This is a genomic window from Acinetobacter pittii (genome assembly GCF_034064985.1).
Taxonomy (GTDB): domain Bacteria; phylum Pseudomonadota; class Gammaproteobacteria; order Pseudomonadales; family Moraxellaceae; genus Acinetobacter; species Acinetobacter pittii_H.
In genome coordinates this window covers 2599055-2626019 of the sequence record NZ_CP139249.1, presented here as the reverse complement: position 1 = coordinate 2626019, position 26965 = coordinate 2599055, and the positions used below count along the sequence as shown (strand labels likewise).

Annotated in this window: 34 protein-coding genes; all 34 read left to right on the top strand. The window is 39.3% G+C overall.

Going from position 1 to position 26965, the window contains the following annotated elements; all coding sequences use genetic code 11:
• The first annotated feature begins 14 nt into the window (after window positions 1-14).
• The 34 genes from SOI76_RS12575 (at window position 15) to SOI76_RS12410 (ending at window position 26936) form a co-directional block, all read left to right on the top strand.
• On the top strand, window positions 15-1361 hold the full coding sequence (locus SOI76_RS12575) for a DUF4055 domain-containing protein (RefSeq protein ID WP_104079430.1): 1347 nt from the start codon (window positions 15-17) through the stop codon (window positions 1359-1361).
• 9 nt (window positions 1362-1370) lie between these two features.
• A complete protein-coding gene (locus tag SOI76_RS12570) occupies window positions 1371-2477 on the top strand; it encodes a minor capsid protein (protein WP_104079431.1) in 1107 nt (368 codons plus the stop codon).
• 8 nt (window positions 2478-2485) lie between these two features.
• On the top strand, window positions 2486-2914 hold the full coding sequence (locus SOI76_RS12565; RefSeq protein ID WP_104079432.1) for a hypothetical protein: 429 nt from the start codon (window positions 2486-2488) through the stop codon (window positions 2912-2914).
• 98 nt (window positions 2915-3012) lie between these two features.
• The gene (locus tag SOI76_RS12560) at window positions 3013-3249 is read left to right on the top strand and encodes a hypothetical protein (protein ID WP_000004365.1); all 237 of its coding nucleotides are present in this window, start codon (window positions 3013-3015) and stop codon (window positions 3247-3249) included.
• Window positions 3250-3270: 21 nt separating this feature from the next.
• Complete coding sequence (locus SOI76_RS12555) at window positions 3271-3423, top strand: hypothetical protein (protein WP_001291451.1); 153 nt, start codon at window positions 3271-3273, stop codon at window positions 3421-3423.
• An 86-nt stretch (window positions 3424-3509) separates the two neighbouring features.
• Window positions 3510-4301, top strand: coding sequence for a hypothetical protein (locus SOI76_RS12550; protein WP_104079433.1), 792 nt, complete (start codon window positions 3510-3512; stop codon window positions 4299-4301).
• Window positions 4302-4314: 13 nt separating this feature from the next.
• Window positions 4315-5265: a major capsid protein gene (locus tag SOI76_RS12545; protein WP_104079434.1), complete on the top strand. Its 951-nt coding sequence runs from the start codon at window positions 4315-4317 to the stop codon at window positions 5263-5265.
• A gap of 44 nt (window positions 5266-5309) precedes the next feature.
• Entirely contained in the window at window positions 5310-5645 is a 336-nt protein-coding gene (locus SOI76_RS12540) for a HeH/LEM domain-containing protein (RefSeq protein WP_104079435.1), read from the top strand.
• Window positions 5646-5648: 3 nt separating this feature from the next.
• Window positions 5649-6029 (top strand): hypothetical protein, encoded by a 381-nt coding sequence (locus SOI76_RS12535; RefSeq protein ID WP_000008466.1) that lies wholly within the window; start codon window positions 5649-5651, stop codon window positions 6027-6029.
• The gene (locus SOI76_RS12530) at window positions 6029-6397 is read left to right on the top strand and encodes a glutamate 5-kinase (protein ID WP_086443107.1); all 369 of its coding nucleotides are present in this window, start codon (window positions 6029-6031) and stop codon (window positions 6395-6397) included. Before SOI76_RS12535 ends, SOI76_RS12530 begins: the two co-directional genes overlap by 1 nt.
• Window positions 6398-6434: 37 nt before the next feature.
• Window positions 6435-7127, top strand: a complete 693-nt coding sequence (locus SOI76_RS12525; RefSeq protein ID WP_104079436.1) for a hypothetical protein — start codon at window positions 6435-6437, stop codon at window positions 7125-7127.
• A 16-nt stretch (window positions 7128-7143) separates the two neighbouring features.
• The gene (locus SOI76_RS12520; RefSeq protein ID WP_104079437.1) at window positions 7144-7512 is read left to right on the top strand and encodes a hypothetical protein; all 369 of its coding nucleotides are present in this window, start codon (window positions 7144-7146) and stop codon (window positions 7510-7512) included.
• Window position 7513: 1 nt separating this feature from the next.
• Window positions 7514-7912, top strand: coding sequence for a hypothetical protein (locus SOI76_RS12515; protein WP_104079438.1), 399 nt, complete (start codon window positions 7514-7516; stop codon window positions 7910-7912).
• A 1-nt stretch (window position 7913) separates the two neighbouring features.
• Entirely contained in the window at window positions 7914-8132 is a 219-nt protein-coding gene (locus SOI76_RS12510) for a hypothetical protein (RefSeq protein ID WP_104079439.1), read from the top strand.
• Window positions 8133-8240: 108 nt separating this feature from the next.
• A complete protein-coding gene (locus SOI76_RS12505) occupies window positions 8241-8762 on the top strand; it encodes an SH3 domain-containing protein (RefSeq protein ID WP_104079440.1) in 522 nt (173 codons plus the stop codon).
• 96 nt (window positions 8763-8858) lie between these two features.
• Complete coding sequence (locus SOI76_RS12500) at window positions 8859-9212, top strand: hypothetical protein (RefSeq protein WP_031977946.1); 354 nt, start codon at window positions 8859-8861, stop codon at window positions 9210-9212.
• The gene (locus SOI76_RS12495; RefSeq protein WP_098728740.1) at window positions 9212-10183 is read left to right on the top strand and encodes a phage tail protein; all 972 of its coding nucleotides are present in this window, start codon (window positions 9212-9214) and stop codon (window positions 10181-10183) included. Before SOI76_RS12500 ends, SOI76_RS12495 begins: the two co-directional genes overlap by 1 nt.
• A 52-nt stretch (window positions 10184-10235) precedes the next feature.
• Window positions 10236-11153: a phage tail tube protein gene (locus SOI76_RS12490; RefSeq protein ID WP_000094273.1), complete on the top strand. Its 918-nt coding sequence runs from the start codon at window positions 10236-10238 to the stop codon at window positions 11151-11153.
• A gap of 70 nt (window positions 11154-11223) precedes the next feature.
• Window positions 11224-11739, top strand: coding sequence for a hypothetical protein (locus tag SOI76_RS12485; protein WP_104079478.1), 516 nt, complete (start codon window positions 11224-11226; stop codon window positions 11737-11739).
• Window positions 11740-12084: 345 nt separating this feature from the next.
• On the top strand, window positions 12085-12432 hold the full coding sequence (locus SOI76_RS12480) for a hypothetical protein (protein ID WP_104079442.1): 348 nt from the start codon (window positions 12085-12087) through the stop codon (window positions 12430-12432).
• Between the two features lie 61 nt (window positions 12433-12493).
• Complete coding sequence (locus tag SOI76_RS12475) at window positions 12494-13129, top strand: energy transducer TonB (RefSeq protein ID WP_104079443.1); 636 nt, start codon at window positions 12494-12496, stop codon at window positions 13127-13129.
• Between the two features lie 114 nt (window positions 13130-13243).
• Window positions 13244-13420, top strand: a complete 177-nt coding sequence (locus SOI76_RS12470) for a hypothetical protein (RefSeq protein WP_001983384.1) — start codon at window positions 13244-13246, stop codon at window positions 13418-13420.
• Between the two features lie 8 nt (window positions 13421-13428).
• Window positions 13429-13752: a DUF4236 domain-containing protein gene (locus tag SOI76_RS12465; protein ID WP_104079444.1), complete on the top strand. Its 324-nt coding sequence runs from the start codon at window positions 13429-13431 to the stop codon at window positions 13750-13752.
• A gap of 32 nt (window positions 13753-13784) precedes the next feature.
• A complete protein-coding gene (locus tag SOI76_RS12460) occupies window positions 13785-14486 on the top strand; it encodes a hypothetical protein (RefSeq protein ID WP_171293217.1) in 702 nt (233 codons plus the stop codon).
• A 128-nt stretch (window positions 14487-14614) separates the two neighbouring features.
• Window positions 14615-19516 (top strand): tape measure protein, encoded by a 4902-nt coding sequence (locus tag SOI76_RS12455; protein ID WP_104079446.1) that lies wholly within the window; start codon window positions 14615-14617, stop codon window positions 19514-19516.
• A gap of 90 nt (window positions 19517-19606) precedes the next feature.
• Entirely contained in the window at window positions 19607-20194 is a 588-nt protein-coding gene (locus SOI76_RS12450; RefSeq protein WP_104079447.1) for a hypothetical protein, read from the top strand.
• A 92-nt stretch (window positions 20195-20286) separates the two neighbouring features.
• The gene (locus SOI76_RS12445; RefSeq protein WP_005138788.1) at window positions 20287-20685 is read left to right on the top strand and encodes a hypothetical protein; all 399 of its coding nucleotides are present in this window, start codon (window positions 20287-20289) and stop codon (window positions 20683-20685) included.
• The gene (locus SOI76_RS12440; protein ID WP_072690096.1) at window positions 20685-21191 is read left to right on the top strand and encodes a DUF1833 family protein; all 507 of its coding nucleotides are present in this window, start codon (window positions 20685-20687) and stop codon (window positions 21189-21191) included. The genes SOI76_RS12445 and SOI76_RS12440 overlap by 1 nt, the downstream gene beginning before the upstream one ends.
• Entirely contained in the window at window positions 21188-21550 is a 363-nt protein-coding gene (locus SOI76_RS12435) for a hypothetical protein (protein ID WP_000835166.1), read from the top strand. Before SOI76_RS12440 ends, SOI76_RS12435 begins: the two co-directional genes overlap by 4 nt.
• Window positions 21543-24989 (top strand): host specificity factor TipJ family phage tail protein, encoded by a 3447-nt coding sequence (locus SOI76_RS12430; RefSeq protein ID WP_104079448.1) that lies wholly within the window; start codon window positions 21543-21545, stop codon window positions 24987-24989. The genes SOI76_RS12435 and SOI76_RS12430 overlap by 8 nt, the downstream gene beginning before the upstream one ends.
• A 67-nt stretch (window positions 24990-25056) precedes the next feature.
• Complete coding sequence (locus SOI76_RS12425; RefSeq protein ID WP_000433907.1) at window positions 25057-25446, top strand: hypothetical protein; 390 nt, start codon at window positions 25057-25059, stop codon at window positions 25444-25446.
• Window positions 25447-25797: 351 nt separating this feature from the next.
• On the top strand, window positions 25798-25980 hold the full coding sequence (locus SOI76_RS12420; RefSeq protein ID WP_001076396.1) for a hypothetical protein: 183 nt from the start codon (window positions 25798-25800) through the stop codon (window positions 25978-25980).
• 98 nt (window positions 25981-26078) lie between these two features.
• Window positions 26079-26624: a glycoside hydrolase family 108 protein gene (locus SOI76_RS12415; protein ID WP_104079449.1), complete on the top strand. Its 546-nt coding sequence runs from the start codon at window positions 26079-26081 to the stop codon at window positions 26622-26624.
• Complete coding sequence (locus tag SOI76_RS12410; RefSeq protein ID WP_065725070.1) at window positions 26625-26936, top strand: DUF6527 family protein; 312 nt, start codon at window positions 26625-26627, stop codon at window positions 26934-26936.
• Window positions 26937-26965: the final 29 nt, after the last annotated feature.

The following is a 26965-nucleotide window of genomic DNA, read 5'->3' as shown; positions in this document are numbered from 1 at the left end:
TTATTGGTGTTTTTATGGCAGTTACTGATAAACATCCGCAGTATATTGCTGCACAAAAAAGCTGGTTAATTATGCGAGACGCCGTTGCTGGTGAAGAGCAGATTAAACAGGCACAAACTAAGTACCTAGCTAAATCGGCCGGAATGATTGAGGCTGAAAAGCAAGGTGATACGACTGGAGAGATTTATAAGGCCTATCTAAGTCGAGCTCAGTATCCGCTATGGGTTCAGGACGCATTACGCACGATGATTGGTTTAGTTTCAAAGCTGGAACCTAACATCGTAATTGAAAGTTCTCTGTTAAAGGGTTTGATAGAGAATGCAACCAATGATGGTTTTGGGCTTAAACAGCTCTTTATTCGCATTTGTTCAGAGTTGCTAGAGTTTGGGCGCTGTGGGCTGCTTGTTGATGTTGATGCTAAAGGAGTGCCATATTTCGCCTTATATGATGCGTTATCTATTATCAACTGGAAGGAAAACAGTATCGGTGGTCGAAAGGATTTAAAACTGTTAGTGCTCGAGGAGCAATTTGATAATAGTGAAGATGAATTCGGGCACGAAACTAAAACGGTTCACCGCGTTCTATCTATGGATGATGGAGCATTAGCGGTCCGATTGTTCGATGGTTCAAATGTGGAGGATAAAACTCCCGATCTCGGCGGTAATCAACTTTCTTTCACACCATTTGTTTTCTGCGGTGCCACTAGTAATTCTCCGGATGTAGGTACCATACCGCTTTTGACAATGGCCAAGGCTGCTCTGAAGTATTACCAGCTCAGTGCAGATTATTACCAGTCTCTTCACCATACGGCCCATCCGCAACCTTGGATTAGTGGCCTTGATGATGACGATGATGATGATATTAACGTTACTGGTGTTATGGCTGTCTGGAGTCTTCCTCCAAATTCACAATGTGGTTATTTAGAAATTTCAGGTAACGGCATTGAACTCACTAAAAAGGAAATGGATGCGCAAAAGAATTCAGCATTAGAAGCTGGGGCTAAAGTAGTTGATACCAATACACAAGAATCAGGTGAGGCACGCCGTGCACGTCAGGATGACCAGCAGGCAAGTCTTCACAGTATCGTGATGTGTGCAGCTGCAGCAATTGAACAAGCCATTAAGTATGCAGCGCAGTGGTTAAAGCTGGATTCGACAAAATATTCATTTACGGTTGAACCTGAGTTTATTGTGCAGGTCACGGATATTAATCTTGCAAAACAGCTTTATGAGGGTGCTATTTCAGGGAAAAACTCTTTCCGCACATATTGGGAATACCTGATGACAGGTAAATTACCAGCTCACGACTATCAGGAAGAAGTGAAGCGGGTAGAAATAGAGCGAGATAACACTCCTTTGTAGAGGTGATGTATGGCTTCAAAAGAAGATAAATCATTGATTGAAGTACTTACCCAACATCAGGCGTACTTATATCGGGTGTCTTCTCAATCTGTTAATGAGCTACTAAAAATCTTTAATGATGAGTCGATAATAATGTTGGCAAAGCTGCGGGATTTGCTTGATGAGTTGAGTGATGCTGAAAAGGTGGCTCTCGCAAGTGGACAGTACACTACGGCTAATCTCAAAGAGATTCGAGATTTAATTTCTCAGTGGTTCCTTGGACTAAATACTTTCTTACCTGAAGCTTTTGCCATTTCTGCCACAGCGTTGGCAATATATGAAGCTAATTATACGGCGAAGCTATATGGCGGAAAGATCAAAAAGCCAAATGGTGAAAAGCTATATGCAGCAGCTAAAAAAGTACCCTTAGTAGGTGGAGCATTAGTTGATGATCTTCTAAGTAAAATTGCTGAAAGCGCACGTCAAAAGGTCGAATATGCTATCCGTGACGGGATTAGCTCAGGCAAAACTAATCAGGAAATAGTTCAGCGTATTCGCGGCACCAAGCGCCTTAATTATGAGGATGGGCTTTTAAGTAGCTCTAAGACGGATATTGAACGTACCGTAAGAACAGTTCGTAGTCATGTTGCTAATCAAACGTATTTAGATACTTTCAAACAGTTAGGTTTTGAGTATGTTTGTTTTATTAGTGTATTGGATGGAAGAACATCTAAGCTTTGTGCTCATTTTGACGGTACTGTCTGGAGGATTGATGATCCGGCAAAACGTGTACCGCCGTTGCATCCTAATTGTCGCAGCGAACTAGTACCAGTTAAAAAAGATGGTCAACTTATCGGTGAACGGCCATTTGTAATGGACGAACGTAGAGTTAAAGACATCCCCAAAGAAGAGCGAAGCCAGTTAATAGGACAGTTAGATGCAAACACCACATTCAAAGAGTTCTTTAAGAAAACAGATGATTTCTTTCAAAGGGAGTGGCTAGGGCCAAAGCGCTTTAAGCTCTATAAAGATGGGAAATTTGATTTTGATAAGTTCTTTGATCCTGAAGGCCGTTTCTATAGCTTAGATGATTTGAGAAAGTTGGATGAAAAAGCTTTTAAAAAGTTGGGTCTGTAATTTTTCTTATGTTATATTTTTTAAAACATCAGAATTTATACAATATGAAAACAATAGCTTTTGTATGTCTAACCCTAATTTCCATCACTTGTTTAGCTGAACCAAGTCAAAAATATCTTAAAGAATATGATCGATTGTCTGAAGCTTTGGAGTCAGCAATGGTAAATGCATATTCTTTTGATCCTACAACTGGTCAAGTAAAACAGGCTACTCAAGATTTAGAAGCTAAAAATAATTTATGTAGAGCCGCCCAGGCGAAACTAAATCTCACCACGTTTTTAAAAGACAATTTAGAGGAATCTAAAGAGCTTTATAAATCTATTGATGGTGCAGAGACTCTAGATAAAAATTATCTTAGTGGACAACAGCAGGAACAACAAACTCTCGTTTCAAATTTGAAAAAAGACCTTGTTGGAACTGGATTTAACTGTGAGTAATTATTGCCGATTACAGGTAATTCTAAACTCACTTAAGACACAATTTTCACCTATATAAGCGCCCAAATGGCGCTTTTGTCATTTATGGAGTTTGGCTTATGAGTGAATCAAAAGTTAGACATTTGGTACTTAAAAGAGTTTCAGATAAATCTTCTCATCTTGCTCTTTGTGACGAGGAAACAGGTATTCCATTAGCTGGATTAACCGCTGTAAAAATGAATTGTAGTGTTTTTGAGGGTCCAGCGACTATCACGGCAACATTTGATGTAGGTGGTCCTCAAGGCATCCGCTTAGTTGGTGATGAACCTAGATCAGAGGTTTGGAATAAAAAGTAAACGTAGCTAAAGGTACTACAAATGTCTGAAAAGCAAATCAATATGTCAGATGCTCAATATATTCTGAGCACAAAATTAATTCTGGTGCCTTTTCTTCAAATTAAGATTTCAAGAGCCATGGCAATTTATGGTTTTACTTTTGAAAGATTAAAAGCGATTGCACTCATCAATTAGAACTTAATTTTTAACCTTAGCACCTCCGGGTGCTTTTTTAATGCCTTGAGATAAGGCTTTACCCCAATCAAACGAGAGGTTTGAACATGTCATTGCCATTTATTGTTGATTCACTTGATGCAATCAAAGAAGAACACCGAGCTTTATATGTCGAGGAGAACGGGAAGTTTCGCCTTGATTTGGAAGGTTATGAAGATCCAAAAGGTTTGAAATCTGCACTTCAAAGCGAGCGTGAGGCTGCAAGAACTGCAAATCGACAACTTCAGGAACTTCAAAAACAATTTGAAGGGATTGATCCTGAAATTGTTAAAAAAGTCTTTGCTCAAATTGACCAGGATGAAGAGGCCAAATTAATCGCGGAAGGCAAGGTTAACGAAGTGATTCAGAAGCGTACCGAGAAGATGCGTGAAGAGCATGAAAAGTTGCTGAAGGCTGAAAAAGAACGCGCAGATAAAGCTGAAGCATATGCCGAGAAATTTAAGAAATCAGTAGTACAGAGCCAAATTGTGCAGGCTGCTATTGAACTTGAAGCATTGCCTGAAGCGACCCCTGATATCGCCTTTTTAGCTCAGTCAAAATTTGCATTAGATGAAAACGGCAAAGCTGTGGCAGTTGATGAAAACGGAGAAGTGGTCATCGGCAAAGATGGCCAAACAGCATTATCGCCAAAAGAATGGGTTGAATCTTTACGTGAGCAAAAACCGTATTTCTGGCCAAAACCAAATGGTATGGGCGCACCAGGTAGCAACAATTCAAAAGGTCAGCCAGACATTCTCAAAGCAGATGGCTCGGTAAATATGACCAAATTGGCGCAATTACGAAATGAAAATCCGCAACTAGCTAAAGAGCTAGCGGCAAAACACGGTATTAAACTTTAAGGAGTAAAGCCTAATGGGCGACACAAAAATTGCTGATGTAATCGTACCCGAGTTATTCACTCCGTACGTATTAAATAAAACTGCTGAAAAGTCTGCATTATGGCAGTCTGGCATTGTTGGGGATTTAGATGTAGATGTAGCTTTCGGAACAGAGGGTGGTACAACTGTAAATATCCCATTCTGGAATGATTTAAGTGGTGAGTCAGAAGTACTTTCAGATTCAAAACCTTTATCTGTAAATAACATCACTTCAGGCAAGGACATTGCGATTCTTCATGCACGTGGTAAAGCATGGGGCGCTAATGATTTGGCTAAAGCATTATCTGGTGACGATCCACTTGGTGCGGTTGGTGATCTGGTGGCAGATTACTGGTCGCGTGAGTTTCAAGGTTTTACCGTAAACACCCTTAAAGGTGTATTCGGGGCGGCCAGCATGACAGGCAATACCCATGATATTTCGGCTGGAACTGGAGCAGCTGCCGTAATTGATGGTCATTCATTTATCGATGCATCTTATAAACTGGGAGATGCTGTTGATAAATTAACAGCGATTTCAATGCACTCTTTCACAATGGCAGCACTAGCCAAGCAAGGTTTAATTGAAACTGTGCGTGATGCTGATGGTGTAGTGCTTTACAAAACTTTTATGGATCGCCGTGTGATTGTAGATGATGGCATGCCGGTTGAAGGTGATGTCTTTACCTCATTCTTGTTTGGCCAAGGTGCGATTGGATTCCAAGATATTGGCGCACCAGTAGGTGTAGAGACTGACCGTGACAGTTTAGCGGGTACTGACATTCTTATTAACCGCCGTCACTTTGTGCTACATCCTCGCGGCATTAAATGGGCAGGTGATACAGGTATTGCTCCTAATAATGCCGGTCTTGCTACAGCTGCAAACTGGGAACGTGTTTACGATCCTAAACAGATCCGTATTGTGGCATTCAAGCACAAGATCAAATAACAAAAAGGCGGGTAATACCGCCTTAACTATTTGGAGATCCATAAATGGGACTTTCATCATTTAACCGTGCACGGGAAAGACAACAAATGACAGAAACAAAAATTGCTGAACTCGAAGAACAACTGGCAACAGTAAAAGGTGAATTTATTGCCTTTCAAAATGATCCTGAGGCAATGAAAGCACGTATTGCTGAACTTGAATCAGGTGAAGGTGGTCAAACACCTGAAAATGACCAAAAACCAAGTGATACTCAACCACAACCAATTAACTATGCTGGTCTAAAAGTAGATGAGCTTCGAGCTGTACTAACTGAAAAAGGCATTGCATTTGAAGCAGGTGCTAAAAAAGATGAACTTTTAGCATTAATTCCAAAGGAATAATTCATGAGCTTTATCACTGAACAAGAAGCGATAGAACATGTTGAAGGCTTTGATGCTTTATCTGCTAGTGATAAGGCTCAATACCTTCAGATGTCAGAAGCTTATCTATTAGCACGTAACGTTAAGCCTTATGAAGATGCTACCCAAGTACCTGAACCTTTAAAAATGGCCTCCTATCAAATCATCAAGGGCATTATTAAAGGTGATCTATATCAAGGGCAAGAACAGGCACTAAAACGTAAGAAAGTCAAAGCTGATACGGTTGAGACCGAAAAGGAATATCAGGACGGATCAGTAAAGCTTAGTGCAATCGAGCAATTCATTCTTGATTTGATAAAACCGTATTGCAAACGGAAATCCGTCTTTTTTGTCAGGAAAATCTAATGGGCTTACGTGATGAAATTCAGGCAGATATTGATGAAGCATTTAATGAAGATTTAGCGGACGCCGTTCATACCTTTACTTGTGAGCGGATTTCAAAAACGAATTGGGATCCTAAAACTGAAACATATGTTGAAGTTAAAGAAAACTATTCCGGCCGAGGCGTTTTGTTTGGCTCATACAGTCAATATGAGATCCAAACACTTGGAGTACTGGCCACAGATAAGAAGGCTACCGTTCTTCAAAATGAAGTGTCTTTAACGCCAAAAAATGATGATGAGTGGATTACAGCCTTAGGCTCATTCCGGGTAATTCATATTCAGCAAGATCCAGCCTCTACTATTTGGAAATGTCAGTTGAGGAAGGTTTAAATACTTGGTCTAATATCCTTCTAAATTAGGGGGATATATGGCTAAGAAAGAGTTGAAGGATAAAATTGAACTTACAATCTTTTGGTTAGGTTTGTTCTGTATAACTTATTTGATTTTTGGATTCATTTTAAAATCTGATTTAACAAAGCCTATTGATTCTTCAATTTTTTATGAAGTTCTAAAGGACTCATTAACAATAACAGCAGCATTTCTTGCTCCAATCGCAGCATTAATACTTTTCAGTGATTGGAGAGAGGAGCATAGAGTTAAATCTCTACTAAATCTAATTGAACAGATAAAATTAAAAACTGGGAAAATTGAGGATAATTTTATTAATTATGAAAAAAAAATAAAAAAAATGAAAGTAACAGGTAATCAAGATTTTAAAATGTTTGATGATAGTGAATTGATAATTGAATTGCTGTTAAGTTTAAGTCGATATTACATCGAATTAGATTCTGATAAAAATGAAATAGCTAATTACCGTAGTTTAATTGATTCTTTTGTAAATATATCAAGAAAAGCAAATACAAATTTAAGGTTTATAGAGTTTTTAGTGTTTACGACAAGAAAGTATGAGGTGAATGATGATATCCAAGATAGAAATTATATTGATTTTAAAAATCAGTTAAAACGGAAGTATGTTGAAAATCAACCATTATTAGAACAAATAATTGATACTTATAATCTAATTGTGGAAGAAGAGAAGAAAATTAAAAAAACACTTTGATAAAAAGAGGTTGAACATGGGATGGAAGGGGAAAAAGCCGACTAGTTTTAGTCTAGAGGTGTCTAAAGAAGCAGAAGACCATGTAAAGCATATTGTTATGGATACTGTACAATCCTTGGTTAATTTAAGTCCTGTTGATACTGGTGCTTATCGTGCTTCTCATATTGTTTCGATTGGATCTGGTGACTATGGCATACGTGGACCTGAAACAAACGCCGTGCAGGATGCCGCTATTCAAGCTGTAAAGATTAAATTGGGTAATTTGGTCTACATACAGAACAACCAGCCTTATGCTGAGCGCTTAGAAAACGGTTGGTCTGATCAAGCGCCACAAGGTATTTATGACCTCACTTTTAATTTTATTTCTCAAAAGTACGGTGGCTAAAATGACAATGACTTTAGAGCAGACAAGGCAAGCTATTATCGATCGTATGCAAGTTTTCTCTGGTATTTCTCAGGATCGAATTCAGTATCCAAATGCACCAGGCTTTACGGTGCCAAAGGAAGGCTTATGGTGTCGCTTAACGATTGCAGGTGGTCCGAGTTTTATTTCAGGCATTGCTGATAGTCCTTGTACACGCCGTACCGGTAATATCATGGTCCAATGCTTTGCTCGTCCCAATTCAGGAATAATGGAAATCACAAAACTGTGTGATGCTTGGCTTGCCCATTTTGAATATTACTCAATCGATCATCTAGAATGTTTAGAAGGACAATCAATTTTTGTCGGGCAAGATGCTGACTTCATTCAGTATAATGTGAGCATTGGGTACAAGGTGAATTGATATGTCATGTATGCTGACTTTAGAAGAAATCGAAATTAAACGGCAAGAACTGGAAAGACATCTTGAAGATGTTATGTCTGTTGAGTTGAGCAAATGGCAATCTGAAAACAAGCTATGTGTTTCTGATGTGAATATACGCTTGGCTAATGTTGACAGCCTCGGAGGATCTAAACATAACGTTGTTACTGGAGTAAGTGTCGATTTAGATAATGAGCTTTGAGTTCAAGAAAAAGCTACTGCAAGGCGATTATTTTTAATGACCTCAGCATATTATCATTTGTGATTACATTCTGTTACAGTAATAGAAATTTATAACAAATGGTAAAACATGAAAAAATCAACTTTAGGCTGGGGTGCCGCAGGATTAGTAGCTTTAGGGATTTTTGGTTCAGGCAATGATAACTCTCCAAAACAAACTTCAGATTCAGAAAATGCACAGAGTGCAGTAGAGGAAGTTATCGAATCAAAATATATCAACACTAATTCTTTAAATATTAGAGATAAACCAAACGGTCACGTAGTAGGCAAGTTAGGACGTGGAGAAAAAGTTGATATTTATGAGACGAAAGGAAACTGGGCACGTATTTCCTTAAGTTCCTCATCACCTCAGTGGTTATCAACAAAGCTATTATGTGAAACGGATGGTTGCTTTAAACAAAAGTCTCGATCAACCACGTCAAATAATTATCAGGCCTTAAAATCTCATCCTCATCATTCTGAAAGAAAACAGAAAAAAACCTACTACGATAGTGATTGTTCATGTGCTGTGGTGGATTATTGCGTGGGTCCTAGAGGTGGGCACTACTGTATTACGAGTGGAGGAAACAAGAGATATAAACCTAGATATTAACTAATTTGAATTATGAGACCTCCTTTTTGAGAGGTATTTTATATCTTATTCACTACCACCTCATCGGTGGTTTTTTTATGTCTATAGGAATCACTTATGAGCAATTTTGTTTTTAAGCGTGGTGACACATTCAACTTGAACTTGCAGCTGGTTGATATGGATGAATCCCTGCAGTATCCACCGGATGATGTTCGCCGTGCAATTGATCTTACAGGTTATACCTTCACTTCACAGGTTAAAGCTCTGGCTGATGGAGCAGCTGTGGCTACCTTGACTTGTGCGGCACTAAACCAGAGCACACAGAAAGGGTGGCTGAATATTAAATCTAGTGCAAGCACTGCAACTTGGCCCTTAGGTCTGTGTCAGATGGATATTAAGGCCGTTGTTAGTGGTACTACACAGCACACTGAAACTTTGACTTTCCAAGTGATTGACGGGGTAACAGCATAATGGCAAATCTTGTTTTTAAATTTAGTTGGGATCACCGGCCATTCCCGTATAACTCGGCTCAGGGAAAACGGCAATTCATGCTGCCTTTTGCCTCAGGTATTCCTAATCTAGCACCTGCCTTTTCACAAATTACGGATATCCCCGCAACCAACCCAGCTTCACGGGTAATTGGGACTGCAGCAGGAAATGTAATGGAAGTTGGGGCTTTTGGTTTGGGTGGGAGATCAGTTAACAGTACTTCTACTGATAAGATTGATGTGAACGGATTTTACCATGAGCAATTATCTTCTTCAGCTTCGCCCTCAACAATGAACTATGCTGCATTTATCCATGTTAGACATATGTCAGCAAGTGGCTACGCATTTCAGTTAGGGGCACCGATGGGAGCATCAAGTTTAAATGCTCTTAAAGGTCGTATTTGTAATGCTGGTGTATGGTCTGATGTTGCCGTTATCTATAATACTCACAATACAACAAAAGATTCCAATGGTTTTATTAAAGCTGCTTCTCCTGTAGTGAAGTTATTCAGTGATCATATTGAGCTTAATACAGATGCTGAAAAGCAACCCATCCAATTTGAGAAGGTTGAAGAGGGCGATTACCTTCTAAAAGGTTCACTAGGTTTCGCTCAGGAAGGCTGGTATATCGAAGTTCCTAAAGATGCCAATGGGAACACTGTGGTAGCTGTTGAATATTCAACTTTAGAAAACGGCGATATCTCAATTAAAACTTATAAGCGTAAGTTTGATTTTGAACTTGCTGCTGTTGTAGCAGATCACGAGAATCCGATGGACATTCCAGAAGGTCGTTGGATCGATATCCGCTTACATGAAGAACCTGAGCCAGAGCCTGAAATTTTTCAAACTGAAACACCTGTTGATTTCCAGCCAACAAATTTATCTGAAGCTGTAGCTGCTGCAATGGCAGGGGTGGAGCCTCCGGAAATCTCAGACACAGACGAAACACTTTAATAACCCGCTTAAACAGCGGGTTTTTTATTGCCTAAATTTTGGAGAACCATAAATGAGTTCAGGCGCAAAAATTCGATTATATGCTTGTGAAGAAGCAGTTTTAGGAACTACTCCGGCAAATCCGGTCTGGTACACCGTTCGCCGTGTTACTGATAGTTTGACCGAAAATGTTACTACTGAAGATAGCAGTGAAGTAGTTGATTCACGTTTTCGCCAAGGTGCTGTTGTAACGGAAGCCGAAGTAACCGGTCAGCTAGAGTTTGAATTATCGCTAGGTACCTTTGATTTATTTTTAAATGTTCTAGCTTTCAATAACTGGGCTGCAAATGCTTTAAGTTTTGGTGGTGGAGTACGTAAGTCTCTTACCTTGGTAAAAGTCTTTGAAGATATTGGTCAAGTCTTTATTTATCGCGGTATTCAAGTGAATACAGGTGAAATGACGATCCAGACCACAGGCAAAATCACTGGTAACTTTGGTTTAGTAGGTAGCTCATTTACGCGACAGCAGGTTAATCCTGTTACCAATCCTATTCCAGCATCGACTCGCCCGCTGGTGAGTATGCCAAACGTTGAAAAGCTACTTATTAATGGCCAATCAATTCAGGGTAAAGCTTGTCTGCAGACACTTACCATCAACTTTAGTAATAATCTGGAAGCGATCCGTTGTATCGGTTCTGGTAAGTACACGCCTGAGTTTTACTTAGAGAAAATGATGGATATTGGCGTAAATGCTAATTTCATGTTTTCAGCAACATCTGCTGCTTGGATAGATGCCATTAAAACCCGTGATGTATTTACATTGACCTTCGATATTACAGACACCAAAGGAAGTAAGTACTCGTTTAACTTCCCACAACTTGAAGTTAAGGAAGCAAATCACCCGGATGGTGGTGGCGATGACATCATTACAATAGATATCAATTTTGCGCAAGTGCGTACCAGTCCAACAATTGTACGTGCTCTTGTGTAATCAGCTTATTCAGTAACAAAGCCTATGGAATCCCATGGGCTTTTTTATTTCTAAAATTTCAGAGGTAATTATGGCTTTAAAAGTTGGAATTATTAAAAGCTCGGATGTATCAAAATGGTGTGAATATAAGGATTCTGAAGGGCAAGTTCAGGCTGAATTCAAAGTCCGTGGTATCGCTTATAAGCCTTTTCAGGTAGCTATTGAACGAGCAGGAAACCAGATCTCGTCTAAAGGCTATGATGTAATGGTAAAAGATGAAAATGCCAAGCTTTATCATGAATTGTTAATGGATGCATGTGCTGCCCATTTAATTGAAGACTGGAAGGGCGTGGTTTTTGCCGAAATCGTAGAAGGTAAAACGGTCGAGTCCGAAAAACCTTATTCACCTGAGAATGCATCAAAGCTCCTTAATCTGGGTGACATTGGTATTTCAATCTGGTTATTCATTAAAGAGCAGGCCCAGAAGATTCAGGAAGAAGCCGACAAGGATAAGGCTTTAATTCTGGGAAAGTCATCGAGCTCTACAAATACCAAAAAACGTATGCGTCGAAAACGCCGCACGAAATCGAGCAAATCAAGTTCTTAGGTGGCCGTATTCCTGATCCGCCAGAATATTCTTATGCAGCTGATTCCATTCTTTCGGCATTTAGCACTATTTGCAGATCCAGACGATATGAGCAGGGTATCCCGTTATCATTAGACCAGCAGGCTATCAATGTCTATGCTGAGCATAATGATTTGCCCGTGGCTGCTCATATTTTTAATGACTGTGTTTTTGCTTTGGATAACCTGTTTCTGGATGAAGCGCTTAAAAAGATTTCATCCAAAAGCAAAGTTAATAAATAGCTATCTTATTGATAGCTATTTTAATTAATGAATTTTAGTTATTAGAAATATATAATATTTACAATGATTTAGAACTTATACTTATATGTTAGAAAAACTTTTATATTCATTGGGGTTAACTATTTCTTTGGTTTTATTAGTTAGCTGCACTAAACAAGATGAAACTAAACCGCTTCCTCCTTCGATTGAAAAGCAGTTTAAGAAAGCTAGTGAACAGATTGATACGATGCTTAATACCCTAGAGAATCGAGATGTTTCTTTGAGTCAAAAACGGGAAATATTGTGCAAGGACTATCCTGAAGTCTATAAAAAGCAATACATGCCAGCATTACTCAAGCTTTCCCCTAATATATATACTAAGGAAATTCTCTTAAGAGATTATGAGGCTGTGATTAGCTTTTATAAAAAAGCTTGGTCCATTCATTGTGCCTAAAAAACCCTTATAATTTAAAAAACCTTTATCCTTTTAAAAAATCAGTCAATTCTAGGTCGACATGAAAAATTTAATAATTATTTTCTTAAGTTGTTTTTCCTTTTCATTTGGAACTTATGCAAATGATTCTGATGATTATATAAGAGCGATGCCATCAAATTTAAAATGGAAGGAATTGCCTAAGATCAATATTATAGATGAGGATCTTGAAGGGTATGATAGGGTTATAACGATTTCGGCTGATGCAAATGAGAGAGGGATAATTACTCGAGCAAAAATCATTAAAAGTAGTGGTATAGATAAGTTAGATAACAAAATATTGATAGCAATAAAAAAAGCTAGTTTTTACCCGTACCAAGAAAATGGAATTTATTATCCTATAAGATTTACGCAACCAATGGACTTGAAACTTTCTAGAAAACCTAAATTTAAAAACTTTCCTGAAGTTATTGTTAATAAAAGATATCTTAAAGGGCAGGAACGAAAAATTACGATCTATTCTGAAGCTGATAAAAATGGAAATTTAACTGTAGCAAAAATTCAGAAAAGTAGCGGAGTGCCTGAGCTAGATAGTTATGTATTGGAAGAGTTTCGAAAGAAAGCACAATTCTATCCTCTAATTGTTAATGGTTCTCCATTTCCTATACGAGATGTTTCACATTACATCTTTTCAGATAAGGTAAATACTTTTGATTAAGAAATAAAAATGACAAACAACCAATATAACCACCTTCGGGTGGTTTTGCTTTATGTGACATTTAGTAACCAGTTTGTTAAAGTTAGTACACTTTATAACAAACGGTAAAAAACCATGAAACAAGTCATTTTAAGTCTTTTATTAGTTTTAAGCTCATTAAGTGTTGCAGAAGCAGGTAGAGGCAGACAACCGTGCTCTGGTAAGAAAGGTGGGGTAAGTCATTGCGATGGTAGTAAGTTTGTTTGTAATGATGGTTCCATCAGTGCTTCTAAAAAGATCTGCTCTAGATAGGTGATGTGATGGGATTGAATTTTAGAAAAAGTATAAAAATTGCTCCTGGAATCCGTGTCAATGTTAGTAAAAAAGGACTATCAAGTGCTTCCGTGGGTGGGAAAGGAGCACGTGTAAATGTAAGTAAGAAAGGCACTCGCACAACAGTAGGTATTCCAGGTTCTGGCTTATCTTATTCTAAGTTTTCTAGTCATACTAAGAAAACAACACGTAGAAGAGTACCTGATTTTAATAATCCAAATAATGTATGGGGTTACCCTAAATCTGAATGGATAATGTGTGGAGTTATTTTATTTATAGCTTTAATAATTCTAGCTTGGATTATTAGCTGATTTTTAAATTTTGATATTTGATAGGTTTATATATGAAAAAGATTATTTTATTAAGTTTGGTTTTTGGTTTGGTGGGGTGTAATAAAAAGGAGAATACCAACTCCATCATTAGTAATGAGGTTAGTACAACCGCTTCTAACGTAGTTGCTACACCAACTGATAAAGAAAATACTTTGAATAATTGGGTTTATGACGAATCAAATGATGAGATGCGCGGCATCAAATCAAAATTTGCCAGTATCACATCAATTAATGATGTTCATTTTTCTTCACCTTATGAAGGTGGCTCCAAGCTTCTTATTACTTTGCGTGAAAAAACAGGACAACCTCTTGATGTGTTATTTGTAATAAGTAAGGGACAGTATGCCTGCGACACTATTTCACGCAATTGCTATGCTTCATTTAAGTTTGACGATAATACGGTAGAAACTGTAGAGCTAGATAGTACTGCCGATCATGCGAGTGACGTTTTATTCGTGAGAAATGACGATGATGCCAACTTATTCATTAAAAGACTTTTAAATTCCAAGAAACTTATTATAGAGCTTCCATTTTATCAAAATGGGAGTAAGCAGTTTAAGTTTGATATATCGAATTTAAAATGGAACTCTCCTACTGTTAAACAGACAAAATTTCAAGCAGATTGGGGGATAGAGGAGATATCGGGATCTGCTGAAGAGGCAGCAGCTGCAGCGGTGGAGGCAGCGACAGATCTAACTGAACCAGTTAAATAAGTAACTTAAAGATGCTAAAAGCACCCAAAGGTGCTTTTTCTAACTCATACACCAGATTATTAATTTTATTTAAATTTGAATGGCCCACTCATTGAGTGGGTTTTTTATTGCCTAGAGGAAAGTAGAAAATGGCACAAGAATCTCGTTTGGTCATTGTTATTGATTCGCAAAATGCTGAACGTAATGCGCGCAATCTAGGCAATGAGCTGGATAGTATTGAACGTAAAGGTGATTATGCTTCCAAGTCTATGGATGGCTTATCTGTAGCTACTCGTGCACTAGCTGGTTATATGGCAGGATTGGTTACTGTGGGTGCAGCTATTTCTAAAATGGATGCTTATACTGGTTTACAGAATAGATTAAAGTTGGTTACCAACAATCAAGCTGAATTGAATAAAGCAACTGAAGATACTTTCCGAATTGCTCAAAAAACATACTCGGCTTGGGATTCGGTGTTACAGGTTTACCAACGCTTTAGCGATAATGCTAAGACTTTAAACCTTACTATGGATGATACTGCGCGTTTAACTGAAACCGTATCTAAAGCCGTAGCAATTAGTGGTGCAAGTGCAGAAGCTGCTGATGCAGCTTTAGTTCAATTTGGACAAGCGTTAGCAAGTGGTACATTGCGTGGTGAAGAGCTTAACTCTGTAATGGAGCAAACCCCGGCATTAGCAAAGGCTATTGCTCAAGGCATGGGGATCACCGTAGGAGAGTTGCGTTCAGTTGCGGCTGAAGGCAAAATTACTTCAAAAGAAATCGTTAAAGCGCTTAAAAATGCCCAAGACGATGTGGATGCACTTTTCGCTAAAACTGATATCACAATTGGTCAATCACTCACACTTTTAAATAACGAAATCATTAAATTTGTTGGTGAGGCTGGTAAAGGTAGTGGTGCAGCACAGGTATTAGCTGGATCAGTTCAAACTCTTGCAAGTAATTTAGATTTAATTGCTGATGGGGCTTTAGTAGTTGGTATTGGATATATCACTCGTGCAATTTTGTTGAAGAGCGCAGCTATTAAAGAAGGAATGGCCTCGACTTTAGCGAGTCGACAAGCATCTGTGTTAAATGCTCAAGCAGAATATGCAGAAGCTACCGCTGCCTTGAATGCAGCTAAAGCTCATCTCGCGAATGTACGAGCTACAAATGCTGAAACCCAAGCTAAATTTGGCGCTACTGCAGCAGCAACTCGATATGCACAGGCACAGGCAGCAGTAACTGCTGCTACAAATGCACAAACTGCTGCTCAAACACGGCTCTCAGCAGCTTCTTCTTTAGTTGGTAGTATTGGTAGCGGAGCACTAGGACTTATCGGTGGTCCAATAGGAGCAATTACCCTAGGTGTATCCGCTTTGGCTGCAACATACACTTATTTTAAAGGTAAGGCAGAAGAAGCGAATAGAACTCTCGCTGAACAAGCCGAAGTGGCTAACCGTACTGCTGAAGAGTTAAAAGGCTTAAAAGGTGAGGCAAAAACCAAAGCTATTAATGACTTAACAACGGCTTTTAAAGCTCAAAATGAGGAGTTGAAAAAAACAGAAATGGCCGTTGGTTCAGCCTTAATTGATATTCAAAACTTCGGTAAAGGCAATGTTGAACTTACAAGGATTTCTAATGAAGCTCGATTGGGCACAATTAGCTACAAGGAGGCTATGGAACAACTTGCTAAACAGAAGTTACCCCCAAGCTTAAGGGATGCATTGAAGGAGCAAATCGACAAATATAATGAAGCTTATGAAAAGGCTGATAAGACCAAAACAGTCATTAAATTGTTTGGTATTGAAGTTACCTTAACGGGTAATAAAGCCCAAAATGCAGCAATTGAGCAACAGAAGCATGCTGATGCTATCAAGAATACAAAACAGGCTGCAGATGAGGCTCAAAAGTCCTTACAGAAATTGTATGCAGATAAATTGTGGGATACGCAATTTGTCGAGATAGTAATGAAAAAAGGTTTTTCTGAGTCTCAGGCTAATGATTTACTGAAGCTTTATAAAGATTCATTAGCTAAGGGTCTTAAGGCAGCAGACCGAGAGGCTATGAAAGCATTAACGGATACTTGGAAAGCAGAAGAATCAATCAAAGCTATCACGGATGCTAGAACTAATTCTATACGTGAGCAAAACAAGGAGCTTAAAAATCAGCAAAAAGTACTAAGTGTAAATGCGAAAGTCCTAGCGAATGCTTCAAAATTCGGCTTTGCAGATCTAGAGTCTAAATACAAACTTCCATCAGGAACATTATCCGCGATTCATATGATCGAATCTCGAGGTAATGCAAAAGCCTATAACAAGGAAACCGGGGCCACTGGTGGATTTCAGTTTCTCGAAGGTACTGCCAAGCAATATGGCGTAAAAGACCGCACTGATTTAGCACAGTCTGCTGAAGGTGCCGCTAAGTATATGTCTTATCTTTTGAAGCTTTTTAAAGGTGATTTAGAAAAGGCTGTACGTGCATACCATGCAGGTGAAGGCAATGTAATGAAGGGTAAAGGTATTGGTAAAAATAATAATCAATACTGGAAAGACTATCAAAGTTACATGGCTGGTATTAATGGCTATTCTGCTGGTGATATCTCATCAAAAGACTTTGATAAGCTTATTCAAGATACCACTAAAATGGCCGAGGAGCAGGCAAAACTTCGTCTTCAGTTAGAAAATGAAGTTGCTAATCAAGTAACAAAGATTAGAAATGATCTTTCTAAAAAATTGGAAGAAGTTGATAAAGCTAACTTCACACCTGAGCGTAAGAAAGAAATCAAGGCTGAGTTGCAATCGCGGGCAGAGAACGACATCGCTATTGCTGAGCAAGCGACAAAAACTAAGCTGGATTCATATCGTGATTATACGAAATCTGAGGAGAAACTTTTAAAAGAAAGTTTTGCTAAACGTCAGTTTGATGCTGAGCATGATCTGGAGTTGACTAAAGAACAGCGTAAAGAAGCTGTTGATATTTTGGCTCAACAATTAAAACAAGAGATTGCATTAGTAAAATTGGCCCAAGAGCAGCGTTTATTTCAAGCTAAACAAGCTTTATTGACAGAAACCCAAGCTATGCAGGAACGCTATAGATTAGAGCGGGAGGAAATAGCAAAAACTGTTAAAGATCCTGAGGAACGGCAAGCAAGAATCGCATTATCTAAAGCCACACAGGACAAAGAGACACGCGATAAAGTTAATAACGCTGTTCAGAACTGGGGTGGTATCCAGGCCGATATGAATGGTTCTAGTGAGTTCTTTAGGCAGGATCAGGAACGGTTTAGCCGTTTGGGTGCTGCAAATGATCTTGCGGATAGTCAATATGCTGCTACTGATCTTAATGAACAAAATGGTTTAGATAGTCTTAATGCACAAATGGAAGCTGGACTAATTCAGCAACAAGACTTTGAAAACCAGAAAACTGCAATCATTCAAGCTGCTCAAGAACAACGTAGTCAAATTTACAGTGATTATGCTCAGAACGTTAAAGATGTTGAAGACAAGTATCAACAAGATAGATTAAACGCTCAGATTGCTCTTGGTGGGCAAATGATGGGTTCAGTCACCTCGATGTTTGGTTCAATGTTTGGTGAACAGTCCAAAGCCTATAAGCTGATGTTTGCTGCAGATAAAGCTTATGCGATTGCAGCTGCTGGTATTGCGATTCAGCAAAATATCGCAGCAGCTTCAAAAGCTGGTTTCCCTTATAACTTGCCTTTGATTGCTGGAGCCATTGCACAAGGTGCAAGCATTATTGCAAACATCCGGGCAATCAAAGATCAGGGTTTTGCTGATGGTGGTTACACTGGATCTGGTGGTAAGTACGAAGCTGCGGGTATTGTTCATAAAGGCGAGGTGGTGTGGTCCCAAGAGGATATTAAACGCTGGGGTGGTGTAGGTTTAGTTGAGAAAATGCGTAAGAGCTCAAGCCCTGAAGCATTTATTAATAACCATGCTACAAACAATACTTCAGCGGAAAATGTCTTTAATCGTTCATTCCTAAGCTCAAAAGCTTTTAATGATAATCAAAATATCTCGAATATCTTTAATCAACCTACTCAAGATAATCAGATTATCGTTAATGCTCTCAAGCCAAGCAAAGACGCGGCATCAAGATTCGGAGATGTTAAAAACATTACTAACCAGTACGCTGGGAACAACTCAAGCTTTAGCAACGTTCTAGATAAATCGATTCAAAGTAGTAAGTCTTTTACTGCCAATAAATCGAACTTATCTAATTTTTCTAACTCGAAAATTCAAAATAGTAATGTTTCAAACAGTACTACTCAGAATGCTCAGAAAGAATTGCTGAAGGACGTTTCTGTCTTAAAAGGCAATGGTTTTGCTGATGGTGGTTATACAGGTAAGGGTAAGAAATATGATCTAGCCGGAGCTGTGCATAAAGGTGAAATAGTTTGGTCCCAAGATGATATTAAAAAATGGGGTGGTGTTGATAAAGTTGAACAGATGAGAAGGGCGACAAGTCCAGAATCATTTGTTTCTAACTATGCTCAAAATAACACCTCTTTTGAAAATATCGTGAATCGGGCTAATCAAAGTTCACGAGCATTTAACCAAAGTAGAGATATCTCGAACATCTTTAATCAGTCTTATCAAGATGATCAGATTATTTATAAGGGTAATGGCAGTGTACCTACTGCATCTTTTTCTGCTAGTTCTGATCTATTCCATGACGGAAAAGTTTACTTCTCATCAAATGGTTTAGTTCAGGATCGCTCAAATCTTGAAGGCGTGCAGGACTTTACCTTAGGTCAGTCTAGTCGCCCTCAAGCTGAGTTTATGCCTACTTTTGAGCAATCCCCTCCAACTATCAATTTCAAGATTGAAGTCGTGAATCAAGTCAGCGGTGCAACTGTTGAAGCTGAACAATTGGATGAGAAAACTGTCCGGATCATTGTTACAGATGAACTGGATAAGCAGCTTCCAAGAAAGGTACCTAAACTTGTAAGTGATCAAATTGCTAATCCAAACTCAACTATTAGTCGGTCTTTGACTGAGAATACGACAGCGAGAAGAAATCGTACTTAATAATTTGAACCCTTTTCGGAGGGTTCATTTTCATAATATTTAAATTTCAAGGTGATAGAGTCTGTTGGAATTAAAATTGATGGTTAAGACATGAAAAAAATAATTGTAATTTCTACAACACTTTTAGGCCTTACGGGATGTGCCATTCCTGCGGTAAATAATCTCGTAAGATCTACAAATATGTATCAAGATGAAATAGCAGGTGATACAGCGAATTTAAGGGTTTATAGAAGTAATGTACCCATGGTGCAGTTCTATATTACTTATCAAAATAATGAGGGTGAAAAAATTTCAAAAAACCTAATAACTAAGCAGATTTCAAATAATTTAACAAAGTATGGCTCTATGCATGAGCCCAAAAAATTAAATATGCCTAAACCCACAATCAGTTTAAATAATGGTGAAGAGTTTTTTGAGTTTAAAGTACCCGCAAATAAGAAGTTAACTTTCAGGCTTACTTCTGTTATTGGGTCAACTACTATGTATAGTTGTGATGTAAAAATGGACTATCAGTTGGAAAGAAATGGAAATTATGAATTGATCCGTTTCAAACAGATCAAAGATTTGGTGAATCCAGCTTTACTGACTGAACCATCTCAAGATAGATCCTACTGCAAGTTTATAGTGAAAGATATTTTTGAAGATGGTAAAGAAACTATTATTAAATCGATTTCTTAATGTTAAATCGTTTTTGTAATTAATTTAAATATCTAAACCTTATTTTATCAAACCACCCTTTGAGGTGGTTTTTTATTACCTGAAGGAAAGTTATGTACAAGTTAAAGCTAAATCCTCAGACCAGCGGCTATGGCGTAACACCGGGTGATGATGTTAAGCGTCAGCAGATGGATGGAGGACGTGGACGCTATTACATCGATGTAAAACGTAATAGCCATATTGTCGATGTGAACTGGAATTTAAGCAAAACTGATTTCAACAAAATGATGGCTTTCTGGCGTGTCTACCAGAATAAGCCAGCTTCGTTTTATGCGGATCTGGTGATTGATCAGGGAACACGTCAGCAATACCTGTGTAACTTCATTCCGAACTCGTTCAAGACCAATGAGGTGAATGGCAACCTTTACCGGGTAAATGCACAACTCGAAGTTGTTCAAAACCAGCCTAACCTTGCTGCAGATATAGCATTAATTAAAGATTGGGAGGTCTGATGGATAACGAATATGCCGAATTCTTTTTCAATCGAAAAGTTGATGTTTATCAACTGGAATGTATTGAACTCTCACACCCTTCTTTTATGAATACTTACCGGGTAGTCCGTAATGATGATCGTGGGGTGTATGTTCAGCACAATGAAGGTGAAGGGCAGGTGCTTTATGAATACCTGCCTATGACAATTCAAAGATCCGGAATGCTGGGCGATCTAGACCAGACTTTAACAGTCTCTATTTCAGGTCTTGGTGATATTTTGCCGGATGAGTTTGAACGGGTAATAGAAGGTCAATTTCCGGATGTAAAACCAACAGTTAATTATCGGCTTTATAGTTCAGATAATTTAAATACACCAATGCATTATCTGCTTGGCTTACAACTCGCCGGTGTTTCAATGAACCATAAAGCTGTGACGTTCAAAGCTGAATCTCCACGATTAAATACCGCTAAAACTGGAGATATCTTTGCACTAGACCGCTTTACTGGTCTCAAGGGGGCTATATGAAAAGTCATGATCATTTGCTTGATAGACAATATGACGAGGAAAACTACAACTGTGTTCATTTTGCTCATGAAGCTGCATTGGATCTATATGGAATAGACCGGGCGGAAGCACTTGAATTTTTTATGAAGCCTATTAAAGAAAAGGTATTTCTACCATCAAGGTTAAAACTTTTAAATCCACTGCCCATGCCCAAGGAAGGCTGCATAGTCGCCTTTCACTCGAGATACCGAAACAAGCCCCCACATGTGGGGCTTTTTCGTTTGGGCCGTGTTCTACATTTGATGGAAGGCGGAGTTACTTTTTTATCCGAAGAAGTGATCAAGGCAATGGGTTTTAGTCGGGTCAGTTACTATGATTAAGATTATTTATAAAAAAGATGCTTTGTCTGAAGAAAAGACGATTGAGCAGGCTCAAACCATCGGACAATGGCTTACTTCAAAATATGATTATATGCCTGAACATGTCCGTATTTTCCATACGACAAGTAATATGGATCATGCCGAAATTTCATTTGCGAATGAAGTCACGCCGAAAAATGCATATGAGTTAAAGCAGCTTGATTTCTTACCAGGTACTTTTATCGTAATTGAGAATCCTAAAGGTATTGAGCTTGGTGCAGCTGCATGGGCTGCTATTATCTCATTGGTTGTGGGGGTGGCAGTTGCATTATTAATGCCAGTACCTTCAATTACACAAACAAACCAAAATAACAACCAGTCTTCATCTGCAAATAACGAATTATCCAATCGTGAAAATAAAACTCGTGTAAATGGCCGGATTGCTGATAACTATGGAGCCGGGTGGAACACACCCGACCTAATCGCAGTGCCTTACAAAGTTTATGAAAATAACGTTGAAGTTGAACACGTTGTCGGTTGTATTGGTCGTGGTCACTATAAAATTAACGGTGCATATGACGGTGAAACCAATATTGTCGATATTGCCGGTGCATCGGTAGAAGTCTATCGACCAGGCGTTGATATTGTCTCGGGTGAGCCATATTTCTCGCTTGGTACCGAAATTACCACGCCGCCACTAACGGTTCAGCATCAAACTTCTGTTAATGGCCAAGTTCTCCGTCCAGCTGATACACAAAGCTTGGAAGGTACCAACTATCTTCTTTTTGCATATCCTAATGAGATCCTGCGGGCATCTACAAACAATACGGATTTAACCACTAAGTTTGTAAGTAATGACCGGGTAGAAATCACCAATGCCTCATTCACGTTTAATGGCCAGACTTATGATTTAAACGGCACTTACAGCGTTTTATCGGTAGCTGATGATCGGATGGCTTTATCTAATCCAGCAGCAGTTAATCCAAATTGGTTAAAGCTAAGGGAATTATCAAATCAGCAAACTAGTGCTTTATCTCCAAAGCTTTCATCTATTGGAGAGAAGTGGATTGGTCCATTCATTTTGGACAATATTGAACGTAGTCGGGTGCTATGTAACTTTGTGGCCACCAATGGACTTTATACCGTTTCTGCAGGCGGAAATCAGGGCGCTGTTAATGTCACGATTGAAGTTGAAGTAACCCCGGTTAATGAATCTGGTGCAGCTATTGGTAATCCAATGCTGAAGCAGATCATTTTGAAAGGCTCGGCAAAGTCACGTCAGACCGTTGGTGCAACGCTGGATATGGTGACATTTCAGGGACGCTGTAGTGTCCGTGCACGCCGTTTAACTCCGACTCCGGCAGTTACAACAGTAGTAGATGAAGTAAAGTGGCAGGCGCTTTACGGTGCTTATCCTTTACAAAGCACAGTGTATGAGCATGAAACGGTTTTTCGTGCGCGTACTTATGCAACCACTGGAGCTTTATCTGTCAAGTCCCGTAAGATCAATTTCGATCTTCAGCGAATGTTGCCGACTTATAAAAATGGAGCAATGACGACAGAGCTATTCCCAACATCGAGTTTTGCTGATGCTTTGGTATCTATGGCACTTGATGACAAGATTGGGCGCCGTACGATCGATGAGATTGATCTGGAAAACATTTACCGGACTTATAACGATGTAGTTGATTATTTTGGTACTCCACTAGCGGCAGAGTTCTGCACCACTATTGATGATACAAACCTATCTTTTGAAGAGCTGGTTACCAATCTTTGTGATGCAGTGTTTTGTACTGCATATCGTCAAAATAATAAGCTCAAGCTTTATTTTGAACGTCCAACTGATAACTCGGTAATGCTATTTAACTTCAGGAATATCATTCCGGATAGTTATAAGCATGATCTGACCTTTGGTGTAATGGATGACTATGATGGATTGATTTATGAATATACGGATCCTGCCGACGACACCCGCATAAATATCTATCTACCGGATAAAGGGGCCAAGAACCCCAAAGAGGTGAAATCTGTAGGTGTGCGTAACAAGTGGCAAGCTCATTTTAATGCGTACCGGCTTTGGAACAAGCTTCGGTTCCAACGTAAATCCATTACCTTTGATGCAGCACCTGAATCAGAATTATTGGTTTTACGTGACCGGATCGCTGTAGCTGATTATCGCAATGGTATTCATCAAAGCGGCGAGGTGGTACAGCAAGAAGGTTTAATTCTCACCCTAAGCCATGATGTCGATTTCATTGCAGGCAAGAGTTATGTGATTTATTTGCAAATGGGGGATGGTACCGTGGACCTGATTCCCGTTACGCCGGGTTCAGCCAAGAACAAAGTAGTTTTAGGGCGTTTACCGAACGGGGCCTTAAAGCTTAGTCCCGATGACTTTGTGAATACTATCTACACCGTAGTTAATGACGATACCAAAGGCTCACTGCCTTATCTGGTTGCAAAAAGAGAACCGGCTGACCAGTTCTCTAATACCATTACTGCAATTAATTACGATGAACGTTATTACCTCAATGACAAGGACTTTATTGATGTGCCGGTTGATGATTCACCGATTTACATTCGATATGACCAGCTGGATATTAATCTGGCACGTTTATATCAGATGCAAAGAGGGGATTTGCCAACAACTGGAGAAATCAGTTTTGTAGTTGAAGCTGGTGCGCTGGTTTCAAGTTCGAGTTCTTACCGACCTGAGACCAGATTTGTCTATAAATTTGACTACAACTCTAGTCCTCCAAAACGAGAGTATATCGTTCCAGCTGCATCAGAATTACCTGCTATTGATACTGGTGAGTTTCCACCTGATCTGGTGGTGAATCTGACGATTAAAGGTGCTGTAGTTGGACGTGGTGGAGATGGCGGGTTGCCACATCTAGCTTACGGAGATTGGGAGAAAGATTCAGACTTCAATTTTACCAAAACCCGGCGTGATGGTTTTCAGGGAGCACCAGGTTTATTGAATCGACACAGCAAACTAAACCTGATTATCGATGGCGGGACGTTAGCTCGAGGCGGTTCAGGTGGTGGAGCAACACCAAGTGGTATTTACACTGGATCATCTTATGGGGTTCAGGGAATTCCCGGTGGGGCTGGTGCACCATTTGGTCGGGTCATGACTGGACAGCCGATTTCAAATGACTCACAAGATTATCGCCTCTATCTGGAGAGTTATTTATTGGTTATGAAAATCACTGATGCTGAAGCTTCGGTACCCGGGAAGGGTTATCGAACGCAGAATGAACGCTATGGTTCACCCCTTTCTGGGGATGGTGGAAACTGGGGCGAACGTGGCACCAAGTCCACCAATGATGGAACATGGAACTGGAAATACCATGGCACAACTGAAGGTCAGCCGGGGCCGGGTGGACCTGCAATTGTTGGGGTGGCACCTCTAACAACTCAACTGATTAACGGAGGGAAAATTCTACAAACCCTTTAAACCTTAAAATAACTTTGAGCACCCAATTCGGGTGCTTTTTTATTGTCTAAATTTTTTGGAGATATTAATGGAACCAGTTTCCACAAGCGGTTTTACAGCACTACTAAAATTGTACGGGATTGCAATCATGGTGACTTTAGCGGTCGGTTTGGTTGCAGCAGTGGTATTAATGACTCGTATGCCACGTTCACCACAAGAGTGGGCAGTAGGTTTGATCTGTACTGTTGTTTCAAGCCTTGCTGGTGGCTCATTCATTATTGTGAAGTGGGGGCTTCATGAATGGGTTACTGATGTATGGGGGATGATTGCACTTGGTGGGTTCTTCTTTGTTTGTGGTTTACCCGGTTGGGCTTTAGTCCGATGGATCTTTAACTTCATTGATAAGCAGGAAGGTAAAACGATCGTTGAAGTGATCAAAGAGTTTAAGAAAGCCAGAAAAGACATTGAAAACAGCTAATACCGCCTTCGGGCGGTTTTGTTTAGAAGTATCAAGTATAAGAGAGAAATTACCTGTTGACACTGCAAGCCGCTGACTACTACGAAAAACTATTGACAACCAATATTATGAAACGACCACCTTCGGGTGGTAATTCTTTTTTTACGGGTATGAAGCGTGAGTCAACTAACAGAAACAATTTTTTAACAAAGTTAGCGGAAGCCCTTCCGCCTGATATTAAAAAACGGAAGGGGGTAAAGTTCGTCTATTAATTCTATAGGAAGTAAGAAATGTACTTTATTCCAAAAAAGCAAAAACCCCAGTGCGCCAACACTAGGGTTTTGGTTAACAGTTAAGGAGGGTTAACTATTAATGAATCAATCTGAGGAAAATGTTAGCACCAAACCCGGTATAAGTATAGAGGGTAAAATGAGTGAGAAAGACGCAGGTAGAGCTGCTGTAATCATGGCTTGGGGTAAAGCTATATCCCTAGTAATTGGTAGTGTTGCTGGAGCAATAACTGCTATTACGACTTTTTTTAAATATATATTTTAAAGCTATGAAACAAAACTTATGAAGCCGACTTATTTGAGGTCGGATTTTTATTGACTGTGCGCCTAAGGGCGCTTTTTTATTGTCTAAAGGAAACTTAAATGAACATCGAACAATACCTTGAAGAATTGATCAAACGTGAAGGCGGTTATGTAAATAATCCGGCAGATCGGGGCGGTGCAACCAAATACGGTATAACTCAAGCTGTAGCAAGTGAAAACGGCTATAAGGGTAATATGAAAGATTTGCCTCTTGATGTGGCCAAAGCAATTTATCGCAAAAACTATTGGACTTTACCGCGATTTGATCAAGTGAATACGATTAGCTCTGCTGTAGCAGAAGAACTTTTAGACACAGGTGTGAACTGTGGTATCAACTTTGCAAAACCACTTTTACAACGTGCTTTGAACTTGCTTAACAACCAAGGTAAAGCCGGGTACGCCGATTTGAAGGTTGATGGTGTTTATGGTTCTAACACTTTAGGAGCTTTAAAAACCTATCTGGCCAAACGTGGGAAAGAAGGTGAGAAGGTTCTGGTACGAGTGCTCAACATTATGCAAGGTCAGCGCTATATCGAGATTTGTGAGCGGAATAAAAGCCAAGAGCAATTTTTTTACGGTTGGATTGCTAATCGAGTGGTGATCTAAATGTCTCAAGCAGAAACAGTAACTGAGCTCACGCCATATTTAGAATATTGGAGCAGTGGCATCTATATGTTTAAGTGCCCCGGTTGTAAATATTTGCATCCATTTCATGTCGATTCACATCCCAACGGCAGCAAATGGAATTTTAATGGCGATGTTAATAACCCTACATTCACGCCGTCATTACTTGTAAATGATCATCATCCAGCAAGTCGATGTCACTTATTTTTAATTGAAGGAAAGATTCAATTCTTATCAGATTGTCATCATGAACTCGCTGGCCAAACGGTAGACATGGTGCCGATCGATGTTTAGGATTTTATTGCTGTGCATTCTTTTATCAG

What these genes read in the sequence shown, in the direction of transcription:
- SOI76_RS12525 (WP_104079436.1), top strand. Translation starts at nt 6,435, where the DNA reads ATGGCTAAGAAAGAGTTGAAGGATAAAATTGAACTTACAATCTTTTGG.
- SOI76_RS12505 (WP_104079440.1), top strand. Translation starts at nt 8,241, where the DNA reads ATGAAAAAATCAACTTTAGGCTGGGGTGCCGCAGGATTAGTAGCTTTA.
- SOI76_RS12490 (WP_000094273.1), top strand. Translation starts at nt 10,236, where the DNA reads ATGAGTTCAGGCGCAAAAATTCGATTATATGCTTGTGAAGAAGCAGTT.
- SOI76_RS12415 (WP_104079449.1), top strand. Translation starts at nt 26,079, where the DNA reads ATGAACATCGAACAATACCTTGAAGAATTGATCAAACGTGAAGGCGGT.
- SOI76_RS12570 (WP_104079431.1), top strand. Translation starts at nt 1,371, where the DNA reads ATGGCTTCAAAAGAAGATAAATCATTGATTGAAGTACTTACCCAACAT.
- SOI76_RS12575 (WP_104079430.1), top strand. Translation starts at nt 15, where the DNA reads ATGGCAGTTACTGATAAACATCCGCAGTATATTGCTGCACAAAAAAGC.
- SOI76_RS12450 (WP_104079447.1), top strand. Translation starts at nt 19,607, where the DNA reads ATGAAAAAAATAATTGTAATTTCTACAACACTTTTAGGCCTTACGGGA.
- SOI76_RS12440 (WP_072690096.1), top strand. Translation starts at nt 20,685, where the DNA reads ATGGATAACGAATATGCCGAATTCTTTTTCAATCGAAAAGTTGATGTT.
- SOI76_RS12485 (WP_104079478.1), top strand. Translation starts at nt 11,224, where the DNA reads ATGGCTTTAAAAGTTGGAATTATTAAAAGCTCGGATGTATCAAAATGG.
- SOI76_RS12475 (WP_104079443.1), top strand. Translation starts at nt 12,494, where the DNA reads ATGAAAAATTTAATAATTATTTTCTTAAGTTGTTTTTCCTTTTCATTT.
- SOI76_RS12430 (WP_104079448.1), top strand. Translation starts at nt 21,543, where the DNA reads ATGATTAAGATTATTTATAAAAAAGATGCTTTGTCTGAAGAAAAGACG.
- SOI76_RS12520 (WP_104079437.1), top strand. Translation starts at nt 7,144, where the DNA reads ATGGGATGGAAGGGGAAAAAGCCGACTAGTTTTAGTCTAGAGGTGTCT.
- SOI76_RS12500 (WP_031977946.1), top strand. Translation starts at nt 8,859, where the DNA reads ATGAGCAATTTTGTTTTTAAGCGTGGTGACACATTCAACTTGAACTTG.
- SOI76_RS12445 (WP_005138788.1), top strand. Translation starts at nt 20,287, where the DNA reads ATGTACAAGTTAAAGCTAAATCCTCAGACCAGCGGCTATGGCGTAACA.
- SOI76_RS12545 (WP_104079434.1), top strand. Translation starts at nt 4,315, where the DNA reads ATGGGCGACACAAAAATTGCTGATGTAATCGTACCCGAGTTATTCACT.
- SOI76_RS12540 (WP_104079435.1), top strand. Translation starts at nt 5,310, where the DNA reads ATGGGACTTTCATCATTTAACCGTGCACGGGAAAGACAACAAATGACA.
- SOI76_RS12550 (WP_104079433.1), top strand. Translation starts at nt 3,510, where the DNA reads ATGTCATTGCCATTTATTGTTGATTCACTTGATGCAATCAAAGAAGAA.
- SOI76_RS12470 (WP_001983384.1), top strand. Translation starts at nt 13,244, where the DNA reads ATGAAACAAGTCATTTTAAGTCTTTTATTAGTTTTAAGCTCATTAAGT.
- SOI76_RS12530 (WP_086443107.1), top strand. Translation starts at nt 6,029, where the DNA reads ATGGGCTTACGTGATGAAATTCAGGCAGATATTGATGAAGCATTTAAT.
- SOI76_RS12560 (WP_000004365.1), top strand. Translation starts at nt 3,013, where the DNA reads ATGAGTGAATCAAAAGTTAGACATTTGGTACTTAAAAGAGTTTCAGAT.
- SOI76_RS12465 (WP_104079444.1), top strand. Translation starts at nt 13,429, where the DNA reads ATGGGATTGAATTTTAGAAAAAGTATAAAAATTGCTCCTGGAATCCGT.
- SOI76_RS12565 (WP_104079432.1), top strand. Translation starts at nt 2,486, where the DNA reads ATGTTATATTTTTTAAAACATCAGAATTTATACAATATGAAAACAATA.
- SOI76_RS12480 (WP_104079442.1), top strand. Translation starts at nt 12,085, where the DNA reads ATGTTAGAAAAACTTTTATATTCATTGGGGTTAACTATTTCTTTGGTT.
- SOI76_RS12455 (WP_104079446.1), top strand. Translation starts at nt 14,615, where the DNA reads ATGGCACAAGAATCTCGTTTGGTCATTGTTATTGATTCGCAAAATGCT.
- SOI76_RS12420 (WP_001076396.1), top strand. Translation starts at nt 25,798, where the DNA reads ATGAATCAATCTGAGGAAAATGTTAGCACCAAACCCGGTATAAGTATA.
- SOI76_RS12515 (WP_104079438.1), top strand. Translation starts at nt 7,514, where the DNA reads ATGACAATGACTTTAGAGCAGACAAGGCAAGCTATTATCGATCGTATG.
- SOI76_RS12555 (WP_001291451.1), top strand. Translation starts at nt 3,271, where the DNA reads ATGTCTGAAAAGCAAATCAATATGTCAGATGCTCAATATATTCTGAGC.
- SOI76_RS12495 (WP_098728740.1), top strand. Translation starts at nt 9,212, where the DNA reads ATGGCAAATCTTGTTTTTAAATTTAGTTGGGATCACCGGCCATTCCCG.
- SOI76_RS12535 (WP_000008466.1), top strand. Translation starts at nt 5,649, where the DNA reads ATGAGCTTTATCACTGAACAAGAAGCGATAGAACATGTTGAAGGCTTT.
- SOI76_RS12425 (WP_000433907.1), top strand. Translation starts at nt 25,057, where the DNA reads ATGGAACCAGTTTCCACAAGCGGTTTTACAGCACTACTAAAATTGTAC.
- SOI76_RS12460 (WP_171293217.1), top strand. Translation starts at nt 13,785, where the DNA reads ATGAAAAAGATTATTTTATTAAGTTTGGTTTTTGGTTTGGTGGGGTGT.
- SOI76_RS12510 (WP_104079439.1), top strand. Translation starts at nt 7,914, where the DNA reads ATGTCATGTATGCTGACTTTAGAAGAAATCGAAATTAAACGGCAAGAA.
- SOI76_RS12410 (WP_065725070.1), top strand. Translation starts at nt 26,625, where the DNA reads ATGTCTCAAGCAGAAACAGTAACTGAGCTCACGCCATATTTAGAATAT.
- SOI76_RS12435 (WP_000835166.1), top strand. Translation starts at nt 21,188, where the DNA reads ATGAAAAGTCATGATCATTTGCTTGATAGACAATATGACGAGGAAAAC.